Below are 21746 nucleotides of genomic sequence, written 5' to 3'. Positions count from 1 at the left end.
TGCGATTACAAGGAAAAAAATGGGAGTTTTATAGGAGGGACGAATATTGTGCTTTTTTGCATAAAAGCTTCTGAATGGTTAAACAGGAAGATTGAGAAAGGAAGAGGCTGAATTGCGCAGAGCCATCGGTGTAGTATTTTTACTTTTAGGTTTTTTCTTTCTGTTTCATTCTAAGCTTGAGAAACTATTTTTAGATCACCACCAAGAGGAACTTATAGAGGCTTTTGAGAGCTTAGGGAGTACAAGTGCATCTGGTCAAGCCATATTAGCATCAGAAGTACAAATCAGTGATAGAGAGGGCAAGCTGTCGTTGCTAGATGGAGCCAGAGGCATATTACGTATTCCGGAAATTGATTTTGAAATGGTTATTTTTGATGGGGCAAGTGAAGATGTGCTCGGAAAAGGTATCGGTATGATTGAACCGCATAAAGAAATCGGGATTAATAATGTTGGACTTGCTGGCCACCGCTCCACTACTTTTGGGAAACAATTCAATCGGTTAGACGAACTTGAGCATCACGACATTCTGGAAGTTAAAACGGAAGAAGCAACTTACGAATTTGAAGTAGTCAAAACTTTTATTGTAGACAGAACAGAGGTTGAAGTGCTGGAAGATGCGAATGCACCACTTTTAACATTAGTGACTTGCACCCCGGCAGGCGTGAAAGATCCAACTGACAGATTAATTGTTCAAGCAAAGTTAATAACTGAAAGATAAGTGGGGAAAATGATGAAAAAAATGAGTTTAATGGCATTGGTATTTTTGCTAGTCATTCAGTCTTTCATAGGACCGCTAATGGCAAGTGCTAATACTGTTGAAGCCAATACGTTAAAGCAAAGTTTTACTTTTGGTGAGATAGAAGTGAAAGAAGCTGGTGCAGCAAGTATTCCATGGATATTGACAGCAGGGGATGAAATAACTGAACAAACGTACACACATAATAGCGGGCTGAAGCTGGAAAATGAATTATCGGGTACATTGTCAAAAGGTGAAAGTGCGGTTGGTACATATACCATTACAGTTGACGGACTAGTAATCGCAGTACTTTTCGCCAATCAAAAGCAAGACGCGACAGGTGTTATTGAAGTTACAGGTGTGCAAGAAGAAACAGTTGATGAAGAGGATAACACCATACAAGTACAATCTATAAAAGCAATTGGTGGATCAGCTAGACAAGTCGTAGAAATTTCAGATGTAAAGATGAATTTTATCGAACTTAAAGTAGGTGATTTATCAATAAAAAATTCTGAAGATGCTGACGATATACAACTACAAGAGAATCAAGAGGCAAAGATTTTCTACAGCTTTGATTTGAATATAGAAACCCCCTATGCGAAAGGCTCTACTTTTACATTTCAATTGCCGCAGTCAATTGTAGTGTTTGATGAGTCGGCTTTAGAAGGAACAGTAGAAGTGCCGGGTGAGCCTCCATTTGAATATAAAACAAATGCAACAGGTTTAGTGACAGTTACTTACCTTGATGATGTAGAGCCAGGCGAATATACAATGACGCTAGATTTTGCGGCCAAGTTTGGTAACTTCGCAAGTAACGAAGAGTTAGAACAAAGTCTTGAGATTCCGATTAAAGGCAGTGATATGATTTCTTTGAATCTCACTTTCCTGCCATCATCTTCATCAGAAAAGATGACGAAAGTAGGCACAGTTGAATCGAAAAATGGCAAGAAATACATTAACTGGACCGTCTGGACGAACAGAGCCGGAAAAGAGTTGAAGGATGCTGAGCTGAATGATGGTATAGGTGAGGGACATATATTGGTTCCAGACTCTATTACAGTTGAAAAATACAAAGTCGGAATCAATGGAGTTATTGAATCTTCGAAAGTATCTTCAGTTGAGAATACATTTCCGATTAAGTTTCTAGAAGATGGAAAATTTGCTTACAAAGTCATATACCAAACAGAGGTGACAAGAAAAGCGGAGAATGTGGCAGAAACATTCACAAACAATGCCAGTCTCAAAAATAATGAATCTATTACAGAGACCGCTGAAGGAAAGGTGACAATTACGTATGGTACACCTTTAGCAAAAGTGGGTCCATCAGGTGATAAGTATAGAGCTGGATGGGAAATCCAATACAACTACCTGGGAGCAAGTATTGAGGCTGAAAAAGCAGAAATCACCGATACATTAGAGGGAGCACATAAAATCGATTCTGATTCTATTAAGGTGTATGAAGTGGTTGTAAATGAGGAAGGTAAAGAAGCGAGCAGTACTGCTCTTCCGAAAAGTGGTTATACAGTTGTTTTTAGTGAGGATGGCAAAAAGCTTGTTGTCAAATTTGCCAACAGTGCGGAAAATGGCTCTGTAACAAAAGCCTTCAAAGTTACATACGACACTGTGTCAACAGAAGAATTCATTACAACAACCTCGACGGTGAAAAACACTGTAACGAGCACAAACACAGACAGTTCTAGTAATCAGTATGTCAAAGAAGGTATCCTCCCGTTAGGTGAAGGAATCTTTGTAAAATCTCGTGGGCCGATTGATTTTAGCAATAAAACGATTACGTGGAAACTAGAGATTAATGCGGAAAAAGATTTAGAGAATTTTAAGGTTGTAGATACTTTTATTGAGAAAGACGGCAACAGTTATCAATCACTTTTGAAACCAAATGAAGGTACTGGCCAGTACGTCACAATAACAGGTTATGATGACGAAACTACTTTAACAGTACTAGATGCAAGAAAAGGATACACATTAGAATTCATGGAGAAAATTCCAAAAGGCTCAAAAGTAACTATTACGTATAAAACAAAGTTTGATATTTTGCCAGATGGAACGGTGTATGAACAATATGGCAATAAAGCTGTAGCAACATGGAATGGTCAGACTTCAACTAATAACACCATTACGAAAGATGCGGTTTATAAACCTGGAAACACACCAACGGGAAACAATGGCTACAAAAACGGTGAGTTTGATCATGTAACGCAAACATTCAATTGGAACATCGCGGTCAATATTAACAAGCAGGATATTAACGGAGCGACAGTAACCGATACAGTAGGTGCGGGGCATCATATTGAGAATTTAGGAAGCGTATCAATAAGACAATTGAATTTGACTAATAATGACACAGGAACTCCTGGTGTAGAGTTATCGGAAGACAATTATGAGATTTCATCAAGTAAAATAGAAAATCGCATAACTGGATTTACGATTACCTTCAAAGACTTAGACAGTAATCAAAATAATCAAGCCTATATCATTACGTATCAGACAAAAGATTCTGATGACATTATCGGTCAAAGTGAAGGCTCAGCTTCAATGTACACAAATACAGCTGTATTTAAAACGGATGATAAGAAGACCTATACCTATAATGGTAAAGTCGATATTAAAAATGCTAACGAATTAATATCGAAAACAGCGCAGACAAATCCTAATGAAGAAACAATTACCTGGACAGTCGATATTAACAAATCTCACTCCCATTTAGGAGAAATTAAGTTAACCGACAAACCATCTGCTAATCAGCTGCTATTGAAAGATACATTTGAGATCCGAAAATACAAGATTAATAAAAATGGTTCAATTTCATATGATGGTTGGAAGAAAGTTGAAAGCGAAAAAGTGGAATTTCTTACAGATGGCGGATTTGTTTTAACTCTAGGAAATTTGACGCAGACAGGCTATCAAGTACAATATAAGACTTTCTTCACAGGCGCTAATAATGAACAGTTTAGCAACCAAGCATCAATCAATTATACAGGCAGTGCAATAGATAGTGATTTAATAGAGGACGGTTTTTCAGACAAATATGTATACAACAGTTCTTCAGGTTCCATCTCATCTAGCAAAGGGACAATCAAACTTCACAAAATAGGGCATAATCTTGTAACTGGAGAAAAAGTAAATTTAGCAGGTGTAAAGTTTGAACTTTACAATAAAACTGGTCAATATAAGCTTGCTGAAGCAACATCCGACGCGAATGGCCATGTGGAATTTGAGAAAGTCCGCTATGGCAAGTACATCATACGGGAAGTAGTAGCGACAACACCAGCAGGTTATTTAACAGCGAAAGATTTACCTTTCACGATGAATGAAAAAACAGATACTTTGATTGAAGACAATGAAAATAAAGTCATTGAAGTAGCAAACGTGAAAATTACTCATGCGGTAAAACTGACGAAAGTAGATGCTCAAGAAAAAGATAAAAACGGTCAGCCAGTCACACTCAAAGGTGCGCAATTCACTCTTTACAAGGAAAGCGGAGAAATTGTTACCGTTAAAGATGAAAAAGGCAATGATATAGAACTATCGAAGCTGACAACAGATGAGAAAGGTGAAATCATTGTCAGCGACTTAGAGCCAGGCAAGTATTATTTCAAAGAAACAAAAGCACCTGATCATTATGTGTTGGACAGCAATGAAGAGGAAAGAAAGACGGCTATCTTTGAAATCAAGGAAAACCAAGGAGAAGCGGTAGATGTAACTAAAGTAAATCAGCGTGGTACAGGTAAAGTAGTCATTACTAAAGTTGATGCTGTTGATAATGAGACGTTATTAGATGGTGTAGAGTTTGAACTTTCCAACAAAGACGGTGTAACTCAAAAGGGTACTACCGACGAAAATGGTAAAGTTGAATTTACTGACTTACCGTATGGCAGTTATACGTTAAAAGAGACTAAAGCAAAGGAAGGCTACGTTCTGGACACTGCTGAAAGAGAAGTGGTACTTGATTCAGACACAAATGGAGCCGTTGAGCAATTAACAATTAAAAATAATAAAATCATCCGTGCCTTCAAGTTAACGAAAGTAAATGCCAGCAACACTGATATTGTTTTGCAAGGTGCAGAATTTAAACTGCTATACAAAAAGCAGAAAACTGATGAATACACTGAAGTTATTGGAAAAGAGCAGCTGACAACGGATAAAGACGGAGTAATTTACGTAGAGAATCTGGATGCAGGTACTTACCAGCTTATTGAAACGAAAGCACCTGCAGGCTATAGAGTAGATAGTACACCAATCTCTTTTGTTATTGAAGATGATCAGATTGAGGTTAAGCAATTAGTGAAAAAGAATGAGAGAATACCAGTTGTATATCCGGAAAAACCAAGCCCAGAAAACCCAGATGATTCAAAACCGGAAGAACCTAATAACCCGGAAAATCCTGACGATTCGAATCCAGAAGGACCTGCAAATCCAACTGATTCAGGCGAATCAGTTGACGTAAAGGATGCTGTAGACTCCAAAAATCCTGAATCTGCGGACAAAGGAAACTCGAGCAGTGAGGGGAAACTAAACGGAGGTAAAGACGGCAAAAAGCTACCTCAAACTGGAGAAAACTATCCAATAGGAAAAATAGTATTAGGAATTTTACTAATACTTATAGGGTGTATTCTTTGGAAAAAGAAAGTGCCTATGAACAATTAAACTAATTAGATTGAAAAGTAGAGAGGCTGTCCGAAAAATTGTCTAATAGACTTTTTCGGACAGCCTCTTATTTTTCAAGTTTTACATCAATAACACATATTTATTACTTAACAGGAGCAAGTTTTCCTCCACCTTGCAATGTGATTGTTTTTCCGTCCAGCCAATCATTTTTACTGTTGCCCGCATCATAATAAATATTGAATCCATTTGAATTAATATTCTCCAGTTTTTCATCTTCATCAGTTAATGAAGCGACGTAGGAATCATCGGCAACATCCCAAATACTGTTTTTATCTAAGGAGACAGATACTTCTCCTGTGTTATCGTTATCAATTGCTCCTAAGTATGTGCTGCGGTCTTTCAGTGTAAGATCGACACTGCTGATGTTGTCGCATTTTACTTTCCCTTGAAGATTTTGATTGCTCGCTTTAAAGGTCAATATGCCTCCGTTTGAACCAGGTGTACCCCAATTGTTTGTCTCATTTCCGGCTGCATCAATTAATGTATCGGATTGACAAGATAGTTGACTGTTTGTCAGATTCACTTCAGCAGTTGTATTTGTTACGTAAAACATCGGGCCGGAAGAGTTGCTTGTCAATATGCTGTCTTTGACGGTCAGCACACTTGTGCCTTCAGCGGCATCCCCAGAGGTGCTTTGATAAAGCATGACGCCATTCTCGCCGGAGCCGGTTAAGTCACTTTCTATTAAAGTGATAGAGTTTTTCCCTTCAATGACAGCGGCTTGTGCGCCAGTTGCCGTACCGGTCACTTTTTCCGCTGTAATATTGCCGGTCGAATAAATACAAGGCGAGCCATCGCCAGCTGTTTTCAATGTTCCTTCCGTTACGGCAATCGTACCTTCTCCGCGGTCGGTTGCCAAGGCAGCACAATGTGCGCCTTCTGTTTCAATTTCAACATTTTTAGCGATAATTGTGCCGCCATAAGTAGCATCCAAGCCGCGGGCAGAATCTGCGGTTGTTTTAATGATAACATTTGAAACAGTTATTTTTGAGCCTTCCCCTGTTGCAAAAATCCCATTTGAACCTTCAGAATCCGAGCTCATTTCTGTATCGCTCACTGTAATCGAACTGCCGGAATTTGCTGCGATAATGCTGTTTAGACCGTAAAAATTACTGTCATTGGCGCTTGATGTGTCGCCAGATTTTGTGATGGTGGCTTTACGCAATGTCAGACTGCCGCCATTTTTAACTAAAATAGCATTTTCGTCTTTACTGCTAGAAGAGAATGTCTCATCATCAGAGGTTTCTTCTTTGCCGTCTACTGTATAGGCACTACTTAAATCTATGCTTTCTTTATCGGATGGCCCTTCGCCCATTGATGCATCTCCGGGAGAAGCGGATTCAATGGCTACAGTAATCGCATTGCTATCGTCTTCTTCGCATGTAACTGATAACACATCACCTGCTTCAATATCTGAAACAGTTCCTTTGTTTGAGTTTTCGCTGTTTTCAACGGTGATCTTTGTATCATCCGTAATAGTGATTTCTACACTTTCACCCGTTAAATCAAGTTTCGAAGGTGCAGAGCCGTTATTATCCGGAGGGCTTTGTTCAGGTTGTTTGCTGGTATTTGATTCATCACTAGCTGGAGGCTCTGACATTTCTTTTTCAGTTCCAAGAGCGAGAACAATTGTGTCGTCTTTAATTGATGTAACTTCCCCTAGATAAATAGTCTCTTTTGTAGAGGAGTCTGTCTCTTTCGATGTTGAATCCGTATCAGAAGCTTGATTGCAGGCGGAAATAACCATAGCCACTATTAAGCTTGCAATTAGAGGTATCCGATTTTTTTTCTGCATTTAACACACTTCCTTTCATGTCTCTTTACATATTCTCATCGTTTATGTAGTAGCTGTGAAATAGGAGGGAGGGTTTTGTCAATTTTTTGCACATGTATCTATAAATTCAGTGCATATTTTTCCTTATAATGGAAAGTGTTGTATTTCACAAAAGTGATAGTTAGAGGAACTTTTTCATTGACTATCCGTTCAAGCGTTGATAAAATGCATAAAAAGGTTAAAGAAATGAAAACAAAACTTCTATATTAGTAAAACAAACTCGTATAATCTTGGTAATATGGTCCAAAAGTTTCTACAAACTACCGTAAATAGTTCGGCTACGAGAATAGATAAGTACAGAATGTATGGGCAACTATAAGATTCTGTTATATACTCCTATCCTGACTTACTATTTCTCCTGCCAATATCATTTTGAGGAGGAATAACAATGAAAACCCCACAACAAATCAAATCCCAAATATTAGCAGCGAAAAATGTGATTTTACCTCATCTGGTCATCAAAAATGTCCAATTCGTAAATGTATTCACCGATGAAATGGAACGTGCGGATGTTGCCATTCATAATGGGAAATTTGTCGGCATCGGCGATTATAATGGCGAACAAGAAATTGATGGCACCGCATATACAATGGTCCCGGGTCTTATTGATGCGCATGTTCATATTGAATCCAGCATGCTTTCTCCTTCTCAATTTCAAAAAGCAGTACTGCCGCGAGGAATCACTACTATTGTCACGGATCCCCATGAAATAGCAAATGTCCAAGGTGTAAAAGGAATAGAATGGATGTTGAAAGACAGCGAAAACTGTATGTTAAATTACCGTTATCAACTTCCTTCCTGCGTTCCGGCGACTTCTTTTGAAGACAATGGAGCAACATTGACAGCTGAAGATTTGGCGCCACTTTATGAACATGAGCTCGTTCTCGGCTTGGCTGAAGTCATGGATTTCCCGGCAGTTTTATCAGGTCAGGATGATATGATGGAAAAACTGTCAGATGCAATTAAGAACAATGTGCCGATTGATGGTCATGGTGCCGGATTGAGCGGAAAAGATATTAATGCGTATTTGACAGCAGGCATTATTACAGATCATGAGTGCGTTAAGCCGGAGGAAATGATTGAGCGTGTCAGAAGAGGGATGTATGTTGCGCTACGTGAAGGCTCCGCTGCCCGCAATCTCCATGACTTATTAAATGGCTACAGAAAAGAGCTGTCACATCGCCTTATGTTCTGCACAGACGATAAGCATATTGATGACTTATTAGAAGAAGGAAGCATCGATTACCATGTTCGTTCATGCTTGAAAGCGGGAATTGATATTTATTCTGTTATGAGAATGGCTTCGCTCAATGCAGCTCAATGCTATAATTTAAAAGGCAAAGGCGCGATTGCTCCAGGATTTGATGCTGATTTCATCTTACTGAATGAAATTGAAGAATTTGATATTGATTCTGTATGGGTAAACGGCACTCGCTATGAGGAAGAAACAGCGGAAGTGAAGGAATGCTCTTTTGAAAATACGGTTGTGTTAGGCAATTATACGAAAGAACTATTGAACTTGCCTTTGACTTCAGATATTGCAAGAGTCATTGAGATCATTCCGAATTCAATTGTAACGAAAAAATCAACGTATAAAGTCCCTCAAGAAAATGGATTATTTACAGCCGATGAGGAATTTGCGAAAATGGCAGTGATTGAGCGCCATAAAGGTACCGGAAGCGCAGGGGTGGGGATTGTCAAAGGATTTAATCTGCAAAATGGTGCTATCGCAACAACTATTGCGCATGATTCTCATAACATTATTTGCCTCGGTACAAATGATGAAGATATGGATGTGGCCATCAGAGAACTTGAGAAAATTGGCGGTGGTATTTCGATTGCTTGCAATGGTGAAACAATTGCTTCGTTGTCTCTGCCGTTCGGCGGCTTAATGACAACTGTTTCGCCGGAGCAACTAAACGATGAATACAGCGAATTACTGTTAGCCCTAGCTTCTCTAGGCATTACAGATGAATTTTCCCCATTATTGACATTGTCATTCTTGGCGTTACCGGTTATTCCTTCTTTAAAACTAACGAACCAAGGATTGTTTGACGTAGATACATTTACATTTGTGGATGTTAGTGTAGAAGAATGATATACGAAAAGGGTCTCGCAACTATTCGAGACCCTTTTTGATTTATAGAAAATATATAATTAACTTAAAAAGCTGTCTAACCTTACACCTGCCATGCTCGGAGGCCAACAGGAAGTTGGTCATATCGGCGAAGACATGCGGACGTGGTGCTTTTAGCCGATGTACCCCTCCTGCCTCCCCCAAGAAACCAAAGGCGGGTTTCTCGTATGGGGCTCTCACGATGAGAGTCACAGCGACGAAGATATGCGGACGTAGCGTCCTTAGTCGCTGTTCCTTACTTGCGGGCCGCTTCCGCTTTTCGGTTCCCGCATGTCTCCTTTTTCATCGAGGTGAATCTAAGTCGAATATTCATGATGAAAAAGGACCGGTGACGGTTTTTCTTTATTGATTGGAATGAACATGTATTACGTGCTCCAATAATTTCGGCAGTTCCTGAAAGGCAAACGGCAAATGCAGGCGCTCAGTATTTTTGTGGGCGTCTTTTCCGATTGGGCCGACATTGATGACGGGGGCATGAAATTTTGCCATTTCTTTAAACGGAATATGGTACAGTTCTTCATCGCCAGGTAAATTGTTAGTATACGTGGTCATTGAGTCTAGTGAAGCTTGGAGCCCGGCGTAACTCAAATCAGAAATACCGTTAAAATATTCAATAGGTTGCAAGTTTATATTAAATGCGGCATCAGCATATGTAATTAGTTTTTCAGATAGTTCTTTAATAATAGGATCCTCAGTCGAATTGATGGCCGGGTAGTATGGTGGTGCATAAAAGAGGACAATCATCGGTGCAAGATCCTGACAGATAATCGATAATTGATCGACAATCGTAATCGATTGCTGTCTGTTGTCGCCTTTGCGTTCTTTTGCTACGAAGTTTTCGATGCGTTCCACATGCTCAGGGCTTGTTCTTTTGCAAGCATGCTCTTTTAATTGCTCGTATGTCAAAACGCGTATTTTATGGGCAGGCGCTGATTGTAACTGAAAGGCTTTATATTTATTTTCAATAAAGGCATTCATTTGCGCAGCGGCTTCATCGGCAATGTTTTTGAATTGCTCCATTACTTCAGCTGGATTGCGGTTCATTAAAAACATATTGTACATGCTTACCGAACGATGCGGTATTTGGGCTGAATAGTCTTTTTTTAAATCCTTTTGCCAAAGGATTGTTGGAGGAGGGCAAATCTCTCTGTTAACTTGTTCGCAAAGTTGTTCGTTCCACTCTATTTTTTCAGAAAAGACGGATGACATCCAAGCGGCATTGACGCCGGAAAGCGGCTCACCGACATGTGTTTCTTTGCCGAAGCATAGAACGCTCGGCAATATTTTGCCTATTGACCCTGTATAAAAATAATATTGCTGATCTGCCGGTACCTTTGAAAACATCGGTTCCGAGTTTAGAAACAGCGTATAGTTTAGATCATATTTTTTACTGAGTTCTAATAATTTGGGGATAGCTTCACGCATACCAACAGAATTGACTTCTTCATCCGGAACAGTCAAAAGCAGCAAATTGATCTTCCAGTTCTCAATTGCGGCTCTTTCCAATAGTGACATTTGAAGCACGAGTCCGCATTTCATATCCATTGTACCGCGTCCAAACAGCCAATCACCGCTTTCCAAATCAGCTAATGCATCAGCTGAGAGCTTCTCTTTATGCTGCTGCAACTCTTTCGTTAATTCTAATGGTCTAAAGGCAAGATGGCTTAGTTCTCCATAATCCTCGACATCAACGACATCAAAATGGCTAATCATAACGATTGTTTTTGTTGCATGTTCATTTTTGTATAAAGCGGTTGTAAATAATCGTCCGTCTGTTGTTAAATGATTTTCCAAGTATTCAGGATGCTCCTGGAAATAGTGCATATTCATGAGATGACTTTTAACTCTTAACGGCAAATGTTTTTCTTCATTGCTGAAGGTAATGCTGCCAACTGAAACGAGATCATTCAAAACTGATAACATTTGATCTGGGTGGTTCAAATAATACGACTGTGCCATATGAATCCCTCCAATATAAGTTTTGAAGCTATGTATTTACTATTATAGCGAATTATTGAATCAATCGGTTAGAATGGGACTGGCTCGCTATAAGTTTTCTGTAAGTGAAAAATGGAAATTTTGAAAAGTTATACACAGAGTTATTAGAATATTCAATAGTATTTGTGGATAAGTAGGGTGGTTACTGTGAGTTATTCACTGAATTATACACACAATTCACAACTTTGTGTATAAATTATCAACAGATATGTTCAAAAGTTGTGATTAATTAATTTCCAATTTTTCGACAGATAGTAGCGAATCTTATCGAATTGAGGCGAATAAGAAAAACCTTTACCGGTGTAAGGATAGAAAGCTACCCGAGTTCAAATATTTATGCCACTTTAAACATAAAAAATGTTCGACAGGGGATGAATAATCAATCCTGCCGAACAATGTTTCACTTTAAAAGAGATATTGATGGTTAAAGTAACGGTTTATTTTTGAATCCTCCGGCGCGGTTAGCGCTTTTAAACTCACGGTTGTACACAACTTCCTGCGCCTTTTTCATGGTGCTTCTCATTTTTTCACGTTTCTTCTTATCCATAAAATCACTCCTAAAAAGTTATGTCTCCATTTTTTCCTTATTTAGGGGTAATCATACGGTTTAATTAAATATATCCTGTAAAGCAGCATCCAATTTTGGATACGTAAATTCAAAACCGTGTTCACATAGCTTCTCCGGTAAAACACGCTGACCTTCTAAAACTAATATGCTCATTTCGCCAAGCAATATCTTGAGTGCAAAGGATGGGACTGGTAGCCAATGCGGCTTTTTTAGCGTTCGTCCGATTACTTTACCGAAGTCTTTCATGTTCATCGGCTGCGGCGCTGTGAAGTTGACGGCTCCGTTTATGCTTTCATTGTCGATGCAAAATAAAATCGCACGGACCACATCATGCAAATGAATCCACGATAATATTTGTTTGCCGCTTCCGATTGTTCCTCCCGCAAATAACTGATAAGGCATTACCATTCGCGGCAAAGCTCCGCCATCTTTACCTAAAATGACGCCAAAGCGCATATAAAGCGTCCTTGTGCCCTCATTCTCCAATTGTTTAGCTGTCTTTTCCCACTGATCTGTCACAGCAGACAAGAAGTCTGAAGGATACTTAATTGAGCGTTCGGTGAATGTTTCTGCTAGTGATGTACCATAATAACCGATGGCGCTTGCGCTTAGGACAAGCTTCGGTTTCTTGTCAGAGGAGGATATAATGCGTATCAGTTCTTTGGTGGAAGTGAGTCGGCTCTCTAACAGCGATTTTTTTCTTACCGTTGTCCAGCGCCCACTGCTAAGCGATTCTCCGGCTAAATTAATAAATACATCAATATTTTGAAGCTGATTCTCCGGCTGGTCGCCTTCGTTCAACCATTGTACATAGTGTATGTTTTGGTTTTTCGGTGAGGAATGCGCATGGCGGGTAAGGATATAAACTTCATGCTTTTGTCTGAGTAGCTCTGCTGTTAATGCGTTGCCCACAAATCCTGTTCCGCCGGCAATGACTATTTTCATCAGCTAAAGTCCCCCTTTACGTAATTATTTCCATTATAAAGCAGAGTTCGAAAAATTGAGAAAGGCAAAGACTTTTTTCTTATGCTAAAGTTAGAATAGAGGTGATCGTTTGTGACTGTTATTACAAAAATCACAGTTGGTAAAAAGAATAAAAGTCGCTATAACATTTTCATTGATCAAGGAAATGGTGAAGAATACGGCTTTAGCGTCAGTGAAGATGTGCTTATTAAGCTCGATTTAAAAAAAGGCAAAGTCATCGACCAGATGGATGCGATGGAAATTGCCTATCAAGAAGACATTCAGAAGGGCTTCAACACAGCCTTGAACTTCTTATCCTTCCGAATGAGATCAGAATACGAAGTGAAATCACACTTGCAGGAAAAAGATTACGGAAATGATATCATTAAGGAAGTGATACATAAGTTGTATCAGTTAAATTATATAAACGATGAAGAGTTTGCCATGGCGTTTGTGTCCACGAAGATAAACGGGGCGGATAAAGGTCCGGTTGTCATTGCGCAAGAGCTGAAATTAAAAGGGATAGAGGAGAGTCTTATTCAGAAGGCGATGCTGCAATATACAGACGAAAAGCAGCTTTCTCATGCGATCAAGCTCGCGGAAAAAATGGCCGGCACATCTAAAAATCGTTCTGCTGTCGAAATGAAACGAAAAGCCGAGCAGACACTTATAAGAAAAGGGTATACATCCTTTATAATAGAAGAAGCATTGCGTGAAGTAGATTTTTCTCAGGAAGAAGAAGCGGAATGGGATTCTTTGCGAAGTCATGGAGACAAAGTTGTTCGCAGATACAGTAAGTATGAAGGGTATGAGTTTAAGCAAAAAGTGAAAAGTGCGCTTTACCGCAAGGGTTTTCCGCTTGAACTGATTGAAAGATATTTAGAAGAAATCCAACAAGAAGAATAGATAGGGGAATGAATGATGCAGGATAAACGCTATAGCACAATGTCGGTATATGAGCTTCAACAGGAATTGGGTGTTCTTCATGAGCAAGCGAGAAAAGCTGAGCAGATGGGGATGGTCAATGAATTCGCTGTATTAGAAAGAAAGGCAATTGTCATAAGAGCTTACTTGCTGAATCCGGATGATTTTAAGCCGGGAGAAATTTATGCGATAAAAGGGGATCCGGGCACGTACTTCAAAATCGATTATTTGAATGGGATCTTTGCTTGGGGTTATCGGCTGAATGGGGACAAAGAAGAAGAAGGTCTGCCGATTTCGATGTTGGAAGAACTGCCGAAAGAAGAGCAAGAATAACGCATGGTCAGGAAGAAAAAACTCTTCCTGACCAAAACATTATTTACTCTTCTGTGTTGCGGTGGGAGGATGCTTGCATTCTTTCTTGAGGGTGGGTATTAATGGATCCGTCTGCTCTAGTGGATGCATATTGTGCCTTAGCCCTCGCTTTGTCGCCGTCAGAGCGATTTCCAATCGGGAAGTTCTTTGCCTTGTTACGCATGTTGAGGAGTCCTCCTTTGGATGACAAGGTAGAAGAAATGGTTTGTACGCAAATATCAACTTGCGTAATCATAGTATGAGTATTAAAGCGTGAATTATACAAAGAAGAGGGAGTGTATGCCGTAGCGTACACTCCCTCTATTACTTGAATGGCTGTCTAACCTTACACCGTTTTTCTAGTTTTCCGTCGCCACTTTCAGTTTGTTTTGCAATTTTTCTTCACTGAAAATCCAGCCTGTATATGAATTCAATATGTTTAAGTCTTGGTCAAGATGAACGACTGCAACGAACGGATAGTGTCCGTTATTTCGGTAGCGCAGATCAATAAATTTCACTTCATAGTAATTTTCATACTCAGTCAGGACACAACGATAAATTGGTGAAAAGGATAAGAATGCTGCCAAGTTTTTATCGTGTTTAGCGACATCAATTGCCGGATGATCCGGAATCGATTCTCTTGGGAATTGATCTAATAAACGAACATCTCCATTTATGCATCGCCCCACATAATATTTGTCATCAGTTGCTACAGCCACTTTCCATTTATGGTAACGAATTGTCGGTCCGAGAACGATTTTCTTCGCATCAGGCAACTGTTGTCTGATGGTTTCTTTAATTTTTCGTCGCTCCTGGAAACGGGCGATATAATAAAAGATGATGATGATATAAATCAGCAGAAAAGTCGGACCAGGTGCTGTTCCGAATCCCCACATAATCAAGCCGACTATATGAATTCCGAATATGAATGGGTCAAATGTATTGATGACGCCGAGAGCAACCCATCTGGATGTGAGTGGCCGTAGCGCCTGCGTACCGTATGCGTTAAAAATGTCGACGAAGACATGCAGGAATACGGCAAAAAAAGTCCAGAGCCATAAATGCAATAAATTTGCAGTCGGCATAACAGCGTATATAACGGCTGTTATTAAAATCGGCCACAATAGTACAGCAGGAATGGAATGTGTAATCCCTCTATGATTTCGAATATATATTGCGTTGTTTTTCATTTTAAGTACGGTGTCTATATCAGGTGCTTGCGAGCCGATAATGGTGCCAATCATTACTGCTTGAGCAGTGACGGCGCTGCCGGCAACGGTAGGGTCAAGAGTTGCCAAAGCTCCAAGCCCTAATCCCATAACGACATGTGTGCCTGTATCCAATTGCAGATACCTCCCCATACTGAAGCTTGAGAAGTTTTCGCTTCAATTTTTTAAAGATCAAAGAAAAAATTTGCCCAGAGAGAGATACTCTCGCAGAGCATTCATTTAACCGGGTGAATGGCTTACATGAACACTACTATTAAATACCAATATCCTTAAAGATAGCATGTTTAGTATTTGATTTGATACAATACAGTATCCATTTACTTCAATTGTATCACGATTGGATAGGTGGACGTGAGATGTTTTCATCGACATTGGATAGAGTATGTGTGTAAGTTCCTAATTTGTTAACAATTATCTTGCTTTATATGTTTATTCCCTATTCTTTATGAAAGTAACATGATGGAGGAAAGGTTTTGCAAAAAATAAATGCGTTACAAACAATTAGTATAAAATCGTTTCAAAATGATTTAATTCAATGGTTTGAAGCGGAGCAGCGGCAGCTCCCTTGGAGAGAAAATAAAGATCCTTACAGAGTATGGGTATCGGAAATTATGCTGCAGCAAACAAGGGTCGATACGGTTATCCCTTATTTCAACCGTTTCATGGAAAGCTTCCCTACATTACATCACTTAGCTGATGCGGGTGAGGAAGAGATATTGAAAGCTTGGGAAGGGCTGGGTTATTATTCGCGCGTCCGCAATTTGCAGGCTGCTGTGCGCGAGGTGCAGGCATCTTACAATGGCATCGTGCCGGATACTCCGGAAGATATTATTAGCTTAAAAGGTGTCGGACCGTATACAGCAGGAGCTATTTTAAGCATTGCCTACGGAGTGCCGGAACCAGCTGTCGACGGCAATGTGATGCGTGTGCTCTCTCGAATTCTTTTGATTTATGATGATATAGCGAAGCCGAAAACAAGGAAGGTTTTTGAAGATGCGGTTCGGGCATTAATCTCTCATGAAAATCCTTCTTCGTTTAATCAGGCGCTTATGGAGCTCGGGGCTTTAATATGTACGCCGACTAACCCATCTTGTATGCTTTGCCCGGTCAATGAACATTGTGCTGCATTTGCCGAAGGTGTGCAAAAGGAATTGCCGGTAAAGATAAAGGTGACAAAGGTTAAGCAAGTGAAGCTGATTTCAGCTATTATCAAAAATAAGAAAGGCGAGATACTCGTTCAGAAGCGTCCTGATCAGGGACTGCTTGCCGGGCTTTGGGAGTTCCCGAGCATAAGCTTTGAAAAAACAAAAAAAGTGACGAAAGATATGTATGAAGACACATTCGCTATTACCTATAATGGTCGCGTTCAGCTTCAGAAAGAACGTTTTGCAGAAATTACGCATGTTTTCTCTCACTTAAAGTGGTCAATAGATGCCTATGAAGCAGTCATTGAAGAAGACGTTAGCGATGAAATGCTCGAGCAAAATCGACTAAGATGGGTAACCGAAAAAGAAATGAAACAACTAGCATTTCCGGTGCCGTATCAGAAAATGTTTAAGGAATATATAGAGCGATCCTAGTATTGAAAAAAGAGCTTCTAATTGAGGCTCTTTTTTCAATTTGTTGAGGAACTAATCGGAACGATGCTCTTTCCCAGGTGATTACGCTTAATAACTTAACTTGGCGCTCTATCTCCGGTGCTCGCGCTCTATAATTTGAAGTGGCGCTCTATCCTTGGTCATCTGCACTCTATATTCTCACTCAATCCATGAAAAGCAGCTAAATTTGAAGGGAATCTGACAGATATCGGCTAAATGTTGTAGATTGAACAAAACCCTAATTTTTTTATAAGGTAAGAAAGTATATTTTTGAACTCTGATGGCTGTCTAACCTTATACCTGCCATGCTCGGAGGCCTACAGGATGTAGGTCATATCGGCGTTGCCACAGGACGTGGTGATTTTAGCCGATGTTCATTACTTGCTGCCTCCCCCGAGAAACCAAAACCGGGTTTCTCGTGTGGGGCTCTCAGGATGAGAGTCACAGCGACGAAGATATGCGGACGTAGCGCTCTTAGTCGCTGCTCCTTCTTAGATTTTGTCTAGCTGCAGCGGCCAGCCCCTCGAGGTCATAAGCCAAATCACTTCAGAAATTATACAATTTCCTACGTGATTCGTCTTATGCAAGTCGGGGCTGAACGGGCCTACCGGTCCTTTTGGTATGGCACATACTTGCATTTGTAGTCAATTTCAGATGATTACCTTCTTAAATGTGACGCAAATCAAAAGGAGCCATGCGGGAACCGAAAAGCGGCGGTTTTTCTTAATCATAAACATTCTCAGTGCCATGCGTATAATCGGCTTCGTTCCGTTTCAAGCCTCCACGGTTTTCAATTTCTTCTATAATTTGTCGATGAATAGATTGGCCTTCACTATTCAAATAAGGTACCATTTGTTGTAAAGAGTTGTGGAAATAGAGCAGTTCTGACTTTTTCCATTCATTTTTAGGAATCATGGATAATTCAGTCATATCACGACCAACGTACATAAGCATTCTCCTATCATAATTAAGTATTTGTTTTTTAGTGTATTTGATCTGAGCAATCTTATTCTAAGAAGAAGGGTGATTTACATGCAAAAAGTGGCATTAGTGACAGGAAGCAGCCGGGGAATCGGGAAGCAGACAGCTTTGCGCTTGGCAAAGGAAGGTTACGATATCATTATCAATTATGCGAGAAGCAGAAAAGCTGCTGAAGAAGTCGTATCGGAAATTGAAACGCTTGGAAGAAAGGCTACCCTTATTAAGGCAAACATTGGCGATGTGAAAAAAATAAAAGCAATGTTCGAACAAATTGAGCAGGAATTCGGTCGGCTTGATGTACTCGTTAATAATGCGGCTTCCGGTGTTTTGAAGCCGGCATTGGAGCTCGAGGAATCGCATTATGATTGGACGATGGGCATCAATGCTAAGGGAGCATTATTTTGCGCTCAAGAAGCAGCGAAGCTTATGCAGCGATCAGGGGGCGGCAATATTATCAATATCAGTTCGCTTGGCTCAATTCGCTACTTGGAAAACTACACTGCTGTCGGTGTATCAAAAGCAGCCTTAGAAGCATTGACGAGATACTTGGCTGTCGAACTGGCGCCGCATCAAATTCGTGTGAATGCTGTTTCGGGCGGAGCAGTTGACACGGAGGCTTTGAAACATTTTCCGAATCGGGAGGAGCTATTGGCTGAAGCAGCTAAATCAACTCCAGCTGGCCGCTTAGTTGAAATGGAAGACATGGTCAATACGATTATGTTTTTATTATCCGAGCAATCGTACATGATCAGAGGGCAGACCATTATTGTTGACGGTGGCATCTCTTTATTGGTGTAACAGTAATTTCCAAATGGTTCAAGGATATTCTTCTGCGCTCTTGGATAGATTAATGAGCGTGGAGGTGATATGAGATGGCAAACAGTTATAACCAACAAAACAAAACTCAATCTGGTACAAGCATTCAGCATGTGAAGCAGCAAAACGCTGGTTCAGCTGGCAGCTCTGGACAATATGGAACTGAGTTTTCAAGTCAAACTGATGTGCAACAAGTAAAGAAACAAAACCAACAGGCTGAAGCGAGAAAAGCTCAAGCTTCTGGACAATACGGACAAAACAGCCAACAATAATATCATCCCACTCGTGCATAAGTATGAAAGCTTATGCAGGATGATTAACTGGTAGACGCTTCAATCGGGCATTCTAAATCGGAATGTCATGGTTGAAGCGTCTTTTCTATGCGCAATAGTTTTAAATTTGATTTTTAATCGCTATAATAGTAATAAGATTAGATTGACAATATATTTGGTTATTGGTATTTAAGGTCGCAGTGTGTTGATCGGAAAGTAGGGAGGAAAAATGAATATCCCCACGGAAGGAGAAGTAATTCAAATACAAAGCTACAAGCATGATGGAAACATACATAGAATCTGGGAGGATACAACTGTATTGAAGGCCACGCAAAATATGATTATTGTAGCAAATGATCGTGTTCGTGTGACAGAATCTGATGGACGTTCCTGGATTACCAGAGAACCCGCAGTTTGCTACTTTCATTCGCGGTACTGGTTTAATGTGATTGGCATGCTAAGAGAAGACGGTGTGTATTATTATTGCAATCTTAGTTCTCCATTTGTCTATGATCAAGAGGCATTAAAGTATATTGATTATGATCTTGATATTAAAGTGTATCCGGATATGACATTTCAATTACTGGACGAAGATGAATACGAAAGACATAGCAGAGAGATGAACTATCCTGATGCAATAGACCGCATTTTGAGACGGAATGTGAATGAACTTATTTCTTTGATACGCCAACAAAAGGGTCCTTTTTCAGCAGAATTTATTGATTCATGGTATGAAAGATATTTAACTTATCGATAAGTGAAAAATGTCCGAGCCTGTTGAACAAACAGGTTTTTTCTTTTGGAGTAGTTGAACTTCCGGTCAAGCATAGGTTTGTTTCAGAATATTAAAAATAAAAAGTTGGAGGATGGGGAATTATGGGGAGCATCAGGCGCTACTTGAAATGGGTTAAACCGTACAAGTGGCCTATTATTGGAACAATCATTATCGGGGTCATTAAATTTGCGATACCTTTACTGATGCCGTTGATCATGAAATATGTCGTTGACGATATTATCGGGAGTGACGTCATGACATCTACAGAAAAAAATGAACAACTGCTGATGCTGATGGGCATCACACTTATTGTATTTGTCGTTTTACGGCCGCCTATAGAATATTACAGACAATATTTCGCGCAGTGGACAGGAAGCAAAATATTATTTGATATCCGTAACGAACTATTTGCGCATATCAGCAAGCTAAGCTTCAAATATTATAGCAATACAAGATCGGGGGAAGTGATATCCCGCGTCGTAAATGATGTGGAGCAGACGAAGAACTTTGTCATTTCAGGCATGATGAATATTTGGCTCGATATGGCGACGATTCTGATTGCTGTTGCGGTTATGTTTGTGATGGATGTCAAACTGACGATTGTGTCATTGGTTTTACTACCATTCTATGCATTTTCTGTTCGTTACTTTTTTGGAAAACTGCGCAGCATTACACGTGAGCGATCACAGGCGTTAGCGCAAGTGCAAAGTTTTTTGCATGAGCGTGTACAAGGAATGCCAGTTATTAAGAGCTTTGCAATTGAAAAACATGAGCAGAACAATTTTAATAAGGAAAATCATCACTTTTTGACAAAAGCTTTATATCATACGAAATGGAATGCTAAATCATTTGCTGTCGTTAATACGATTACGGACATTGCACCGCTTTTAGTTATTGGCTATGCCGCTTATCAGGTAATTGAGGGGAATTTGACGATTGGTACAATGATTGCATTTATTGCCTATATTGACCGATTGTACGGACCGCTGCGCCGATTGGTGAATTCTTCGACAACATTGACACAATCAATCGCTTCCATGGACCGTGTCTTCGAATTAATTGACGAGAAATATGATATTGAAGATAAGGAAAATGCAGTAGTATGCAAAGAAGCGAAAGGCGAAATCATATTTGATAAAGTGAGCTTTTCTTATAACGAAGGGGAAGAGAAGGTACTCAATCATATTGATTTGCATATTAAGCAAGGTGAGACAGTGGCGCTGGTCGGTATGAGCGGCGGAGGGAAATCTTCTCTCGTCAGCTTGATTCCGAGATTTTATGATGTGACGGAAGGGAAAATACTGCTCGATGGCATCGATTTGAGAGATTACCAAGTTCATTCTCTTCGCGATCAAATCGGTATGGTACTGCAGGATAACATTTTATTCAGTGATTCGGTTGAGACGAATATTTTGCTGGGGAAACCGACAGCTACGAAGGAAGAAGTAATTGCCGCTGCAAAGCTTGCCAATGCCCATGAATTCATCGAAGACTTACCGGATGGATACGCTACGAAGGTAGGGGAACGAGGAGTGAAGCTTTCCGGCGGGCAGAAACAGCGAATTGCGATTGCACGTGTGTTTTTGAAAAATCCTCCAATTCTTATATTGGATGAGGCGACATCTGCATTGGACTTAGAAAGCGAGCAATCAATCCAAGATTCGCTTGAGCTTCTGGCAAAAGACCGCACGACATTCATTGTTGCACACCGATTAACTACGATTACACATGCGGACCGGATTGTTATGATTGAGCATGGCAAAATCATTGAAACCGGCACCCATCGTGAGCTGATGGAAAAACAGGGAGCTTACTATAAACTGTTTCAAGTTCAGCAATTGAATTAAATGATAAAAGGATGGTTGAAAAGACGAACGT

The 21746-nt window shown here is 40.0% G+C and carries 17 protein-coding genes and 1 riboswitch; of the genes, 10 read left to right on the top strand and 7 right to left on the bottom strand.

Going from position 1 to position 21746, the window contains the following annotated elements; genetic code table 11:
* The first annotated feature begins 91 nt into the window (after positions 1 to 91).
* The gene (locus tag IEO70_RS10225) at positions 92 to 718 is read left to right on the top strand and encodes a class D sortase (protein WP_235973566.1); all 627 of its coding nucleotides are present in this window, start codon (positions 92 to 94) and stop codon (positions 716 to 718) included.
* A gap of 9 nt (positions 719 to 727) precedes the next feature.
* Positions 728 to 5401, top strand: a complete 4674-nt coding sequence (locus tag IEO70_RS10220) for a SpaA isopeptide-forming pilin-related protein (RefSeq protein ID WP_190998278.1) — start codon at positions 728 to 730, stop codon at positions 5399 to 5401.
* Between the two features lie 103 nt (positions 5402 to 5504).
* Here the strand turns inward: IEO70_RS10220 and IEO70_RS10215 are convergent, their stop codons facing one another.
* A complete protein-coding gene (locus IEO70_RS10215) occupies positions 5505 to 7217 on the bottom strand; it encodes a hypothetical protein (protein ID WP_190998277.1) in 1713 nt (570 codons plus the stop codon).
* A gap of 239 nt (positions 7218 to 7456) precedes the next feature.
* A riboswitch (purine riboswitch) is annotated at positions 7457 to 7557 on the top strand.
* 87 nt (positions 7558 to 7644) lie between these two features.
* On the opposite strand from IEO70_RS10215, the gene ade reads away from it, so the two are divergent.
* Positions 7645 to 9354: an adenine deaminase gene (gene ade, locus IEO70_RS10210; protein WP_190998276.1), complete on the top strand. Its 1710-nt coding sequence runs from the start codon at positions 7645 to 7647 to the stop codon at positions 9352 to 9354.
* A 381-nt stretch (positions 9355 to 9735) separates the two neighbouring features.
* On the opposite strand, the gene IEO70_RS10205 is transcribed toward ade, so the two are convergent.
* The 3 genes from IEO70_RS10205 to IEO70_RS10190 all read right to left on the bottom strand — a co-directional run bounded on the left by IEO70_RS10205 (position 9736) and on the right by IEO70_RS10190 (position 12904).
* Positions 9736 to 11352 (bottom strand): M20/M25/M40 family metallo-hydrolase, encoded by a 1617-nt coding sequence (locus tag IEO70_RS10205; RefSeq protein WP_190998275.1) that lies wholly within the window; start codon positions 11350 to 11352, stop codon positions 9736 to 9738.
* A gap of 463 nt (positions 11353 to 11815) precedes the next feature.
* Positions 11816 to 11938 (bottom strand): YfhE family protein, encoded by a 123-nt coding sequence (locus IEO70_RS10195; RefSeq protein WP_190998274.1) that lies wholly within the window; start codon positions 11936 to 11938, stop codon positions 11816 to 11818.
* Between the two features lie 60 nt (positions 11939 to 11998).
* Positions 11999 to 12904 carry a TIGR01777 family oxidoreductase gene (locus tag IEO70_RS10190; RefSeq protein WP_190998273.1) on the bottom strand — a complete coding sequence of 302 codons (906 nt, stop codon included), beginning with the start codon at positions 12902 to 12904 and terminating at the stop codon, positions 11999 to 12001.
* Positions 12905 to 13015: 111 nt separating this feature from the next.
* Between IEO70_RS10190 and recX the strand changes: the two genes are divergently transcribed.
* Together recX and IEO70_RS10180 are read left to right on the top strand one after the other, a co-directional pair.
* On the top strand, positions 13016 to 13828 hold the full coding sequence (gene recX, locus IEO70_RS10185) for a recombination regulator RecX (protein WP_190998272.1): 813 nt from the start codon (positions 13016 to 13018) through the stop codon (positions 13826 to 13828).
* 15 nt (positions 13829 to 13843) lie between these two features.
* On the top strand, positions 13844 to 14179 hold the full coding sequence (locus IEO70_RS10180) for a YfhH family protein (protein WP_190998415.1): 336 nt from the start codon (positions 13844 to 13846) through the stop codon (positions 14177 to 14179).
* Positions 14180 to 14222: 43 nt separating this feature from the next.
* Here the strand turns inward: IEO70_RS10180 and sspK are convergent, their stop codons facing one another.
* Both sspK and IEO70_RS10170 read right to left on the bottom strand, forming a co-directional pair.
* Positions 14223 to 14381 (bottom strand): small, acid-soluble spore protein K, encoded by a 159-nt coding sequence (gene sspK, locus IEO70_RS10175; protein WP_190998271.1) that lies wholly within the window; start codon positions 14379 to 14381, stop codon positions 14223 to 14225.
* 175 nt (positions 14382 to 14556) lie between these two features.
* Positions 14557 to 15540, bottom strand: coding sequence for a metal-dependent hydrolase (locus IEO70_RS10170; RefSeq protein WP_190998270.1), 984 nt, complete (start codon positions 15538 to 15540; stop codon positions 14557 to 14559).
* A 359-nt stretch (positions 15541 to 15899) separates the two neighbouring features.
* Between IEO70_RS10170 and mutY the strand changes: the two genes are divergently transcribed.
* A complete protein-coding gene (gene mutY / locus IEO70_RS10165) occupies positions 15900 to 17006 on the top strand; it encodes an A/G-specific adenine glycosylase (RefSeq protein WP_190998269.1) in 1107 nt (368 codons plus the stop codon).
* Between the two features lie 741 nt (positions 17007 to 17747).
* Here the strand turns inward: mutY and IEO70_RS10160 are convergent.
* A complete protein-coding gene (locus IEO70_RS10160; protein ID WP_190998268.1) occupies positions 17748 to 17972 on the bottom strand; it encodes a hypothetical protein in 225 nt (74 codons plus the stop codon).
* Between the two features lie 84 nt (positions 17973 to 18056).
* Here IEO70_RS10160 and fabL point away from each other — a divergent pair, with 84 nt between their 5' ends.
* The 4 genes from fabL to IEO70_RS10140 all read left to right on the top strand — a co-directional run bounded on the left by fabL (position 18057) and on the right by IEO70_RS10140 (position 21715).
* Positions 18057 to 18803, top strand: a complete 747-nt coding sequence (fabL, locus tag IEO70_RS10155; protein WP_190998267.1) for an enoyl-[acyl-carrier-protein] reductase FabL — start codon at positions 18057 to 18059, stop codon at positions 18801 to 18803.
* Between the two features lie 74 nt (positions 18804 to 18877).
* Positions 18878 to 19093 (top strand): gamma-type small acid-soluble spore protein, encoded by a 216-nt coding sequence (locus IEO70_RS10150; RefSeq protein WP_190998266.1) that lies wholly within the window; start codon positions 18878 to 18880, stop codon positions 19091 to 19093.
* A 229-nt stretch (positions 19094 to 19322) separates the two neighbouring features.
* A complete protein-coding gene (ntdP, locus tag IEO70_RS10145) occupies positions 19323 to 19850 on the top strand; it encodes a nucleoside tri-diphosphate phosphatase (protein ID WP_190998265.1) in 528 nt (175 codons plus the stop codon).
* A gap of 119 nt (positions 19851 to 19969) precedes the next feature.
* Entirely contained in the window at positions 19970 to 21715 is a 1746-nt protein-coding gene (locus IEO70_RS10140) for an ABC transporter ATP-binding protein (protein WP_190998264.1), read from the top strand.
* Positions 21716 to 21746: the final 31 nt, after the last annotated feature.

Origin of the sequence: Peribacillus faecalis (assembly GCF_014712675.1) — a bacterium.
Classification (GTDB): Bacteria; Bacillota; Bacilli; order Bacillales; family DSM-1321; genus Bacillus_AD; species Bacillus_AD faecalis.
This window is presented reverse-complemented; position numbering and strand designations above follow the sequence as displayed.

Excerpts from the sequence above, each read along its gene's own strand:
- IEO70_RS10220 (WP_190998278.1), top strand. The coding sequence starts at position 728 with ATGATGAAAAAAATGAGTTTAATGGCATTGGTATTTTTGCTAGTCATT.
- IEO70_RS10215 (WP_190998277.1), bottom strand. The coding sequence starts at position 7,217 with ATGCAGAAAAAAAATCGGATACCTCTAATTGCAAGCTTAATAGTGGCT.
- ade (WP_190998276.1), top strand. The coding sequence starts at position 7,645 with ATGAAAACCCCACAACAAATCAAATCCCAAATATTAGCAGCGAAAAAT.
- IEO70_RS10205 (WP_190998275.1), bottom strand. The coding sequence starts at position 11,352 with ATGGCACAGTCGTATTATTTGAACCACCCAGATCAAATGTTATCAGTT.
- IEO70_RS10195 (WP_190998274.1), bottom strand. The coding sequence starts at position 11,938 with ATGGATAAGAAGAAACGTGAAAAAATGAGAAGCACCATGAAAAAGGCG.
- IEO70_RS10190 (WP_190998273.1), bottom strand. The coding sequence starts at position 12,904 with ATGAAAATAGTCATTGCCGGCGGAACAGGATTTGTGGGCAACGCATTA.
- IEO70_RS10180 (WP_190998415.1), top strand. The coding sequence starts at position 13,844 with ATGCAGGATAAACGCTATAGCACAATGTCGGTATATGAGCTTCAACAG.
- sspK (WP_190998271.1), bottom strand. The coding sequence starts at position 14,381 with ATGCGTAACAAGGCAAAGAACTTCCCGATTGGAAATCGCTCTGACGGC.
- IEO70_RS10160 (WP_190998268.1), bottom strand. The coding sequence starts at position 17,972 with ATGTACGTTGGTCGTGATATGACTGAATTATCCATGATTCCTAAAAAT.
- fabL (WP_190998267.1), top strand. The coding sequence starts at position 18,057 with ATGCAAAAAGTGGCATTAGTGACAGGAAGCAGCCGGGGAATCGGGAAG.
- IEO70_RS10150 (WP_190998266.1), top strand. The coding sequence starts at position 18,878 with ATGGCAAACAGTTATAACCAACAAAACAAAACTCAATCTGGTACAAGC.
- ntdP (WP_190998265.1), top strand. The coding sequence starts at position 19,323 with ATGAATATCCCCACGGAAGGAGAAGTAATTCAAATACAAAGCTACAAG.
- IEO70_RS10140 (WP_190998264.1), top strand. The coding sequence starts at position 19,970 with ATGGGGAGCATCAGGCGCTACTTGAAATGGGTTAAACCGTACAAGTGG.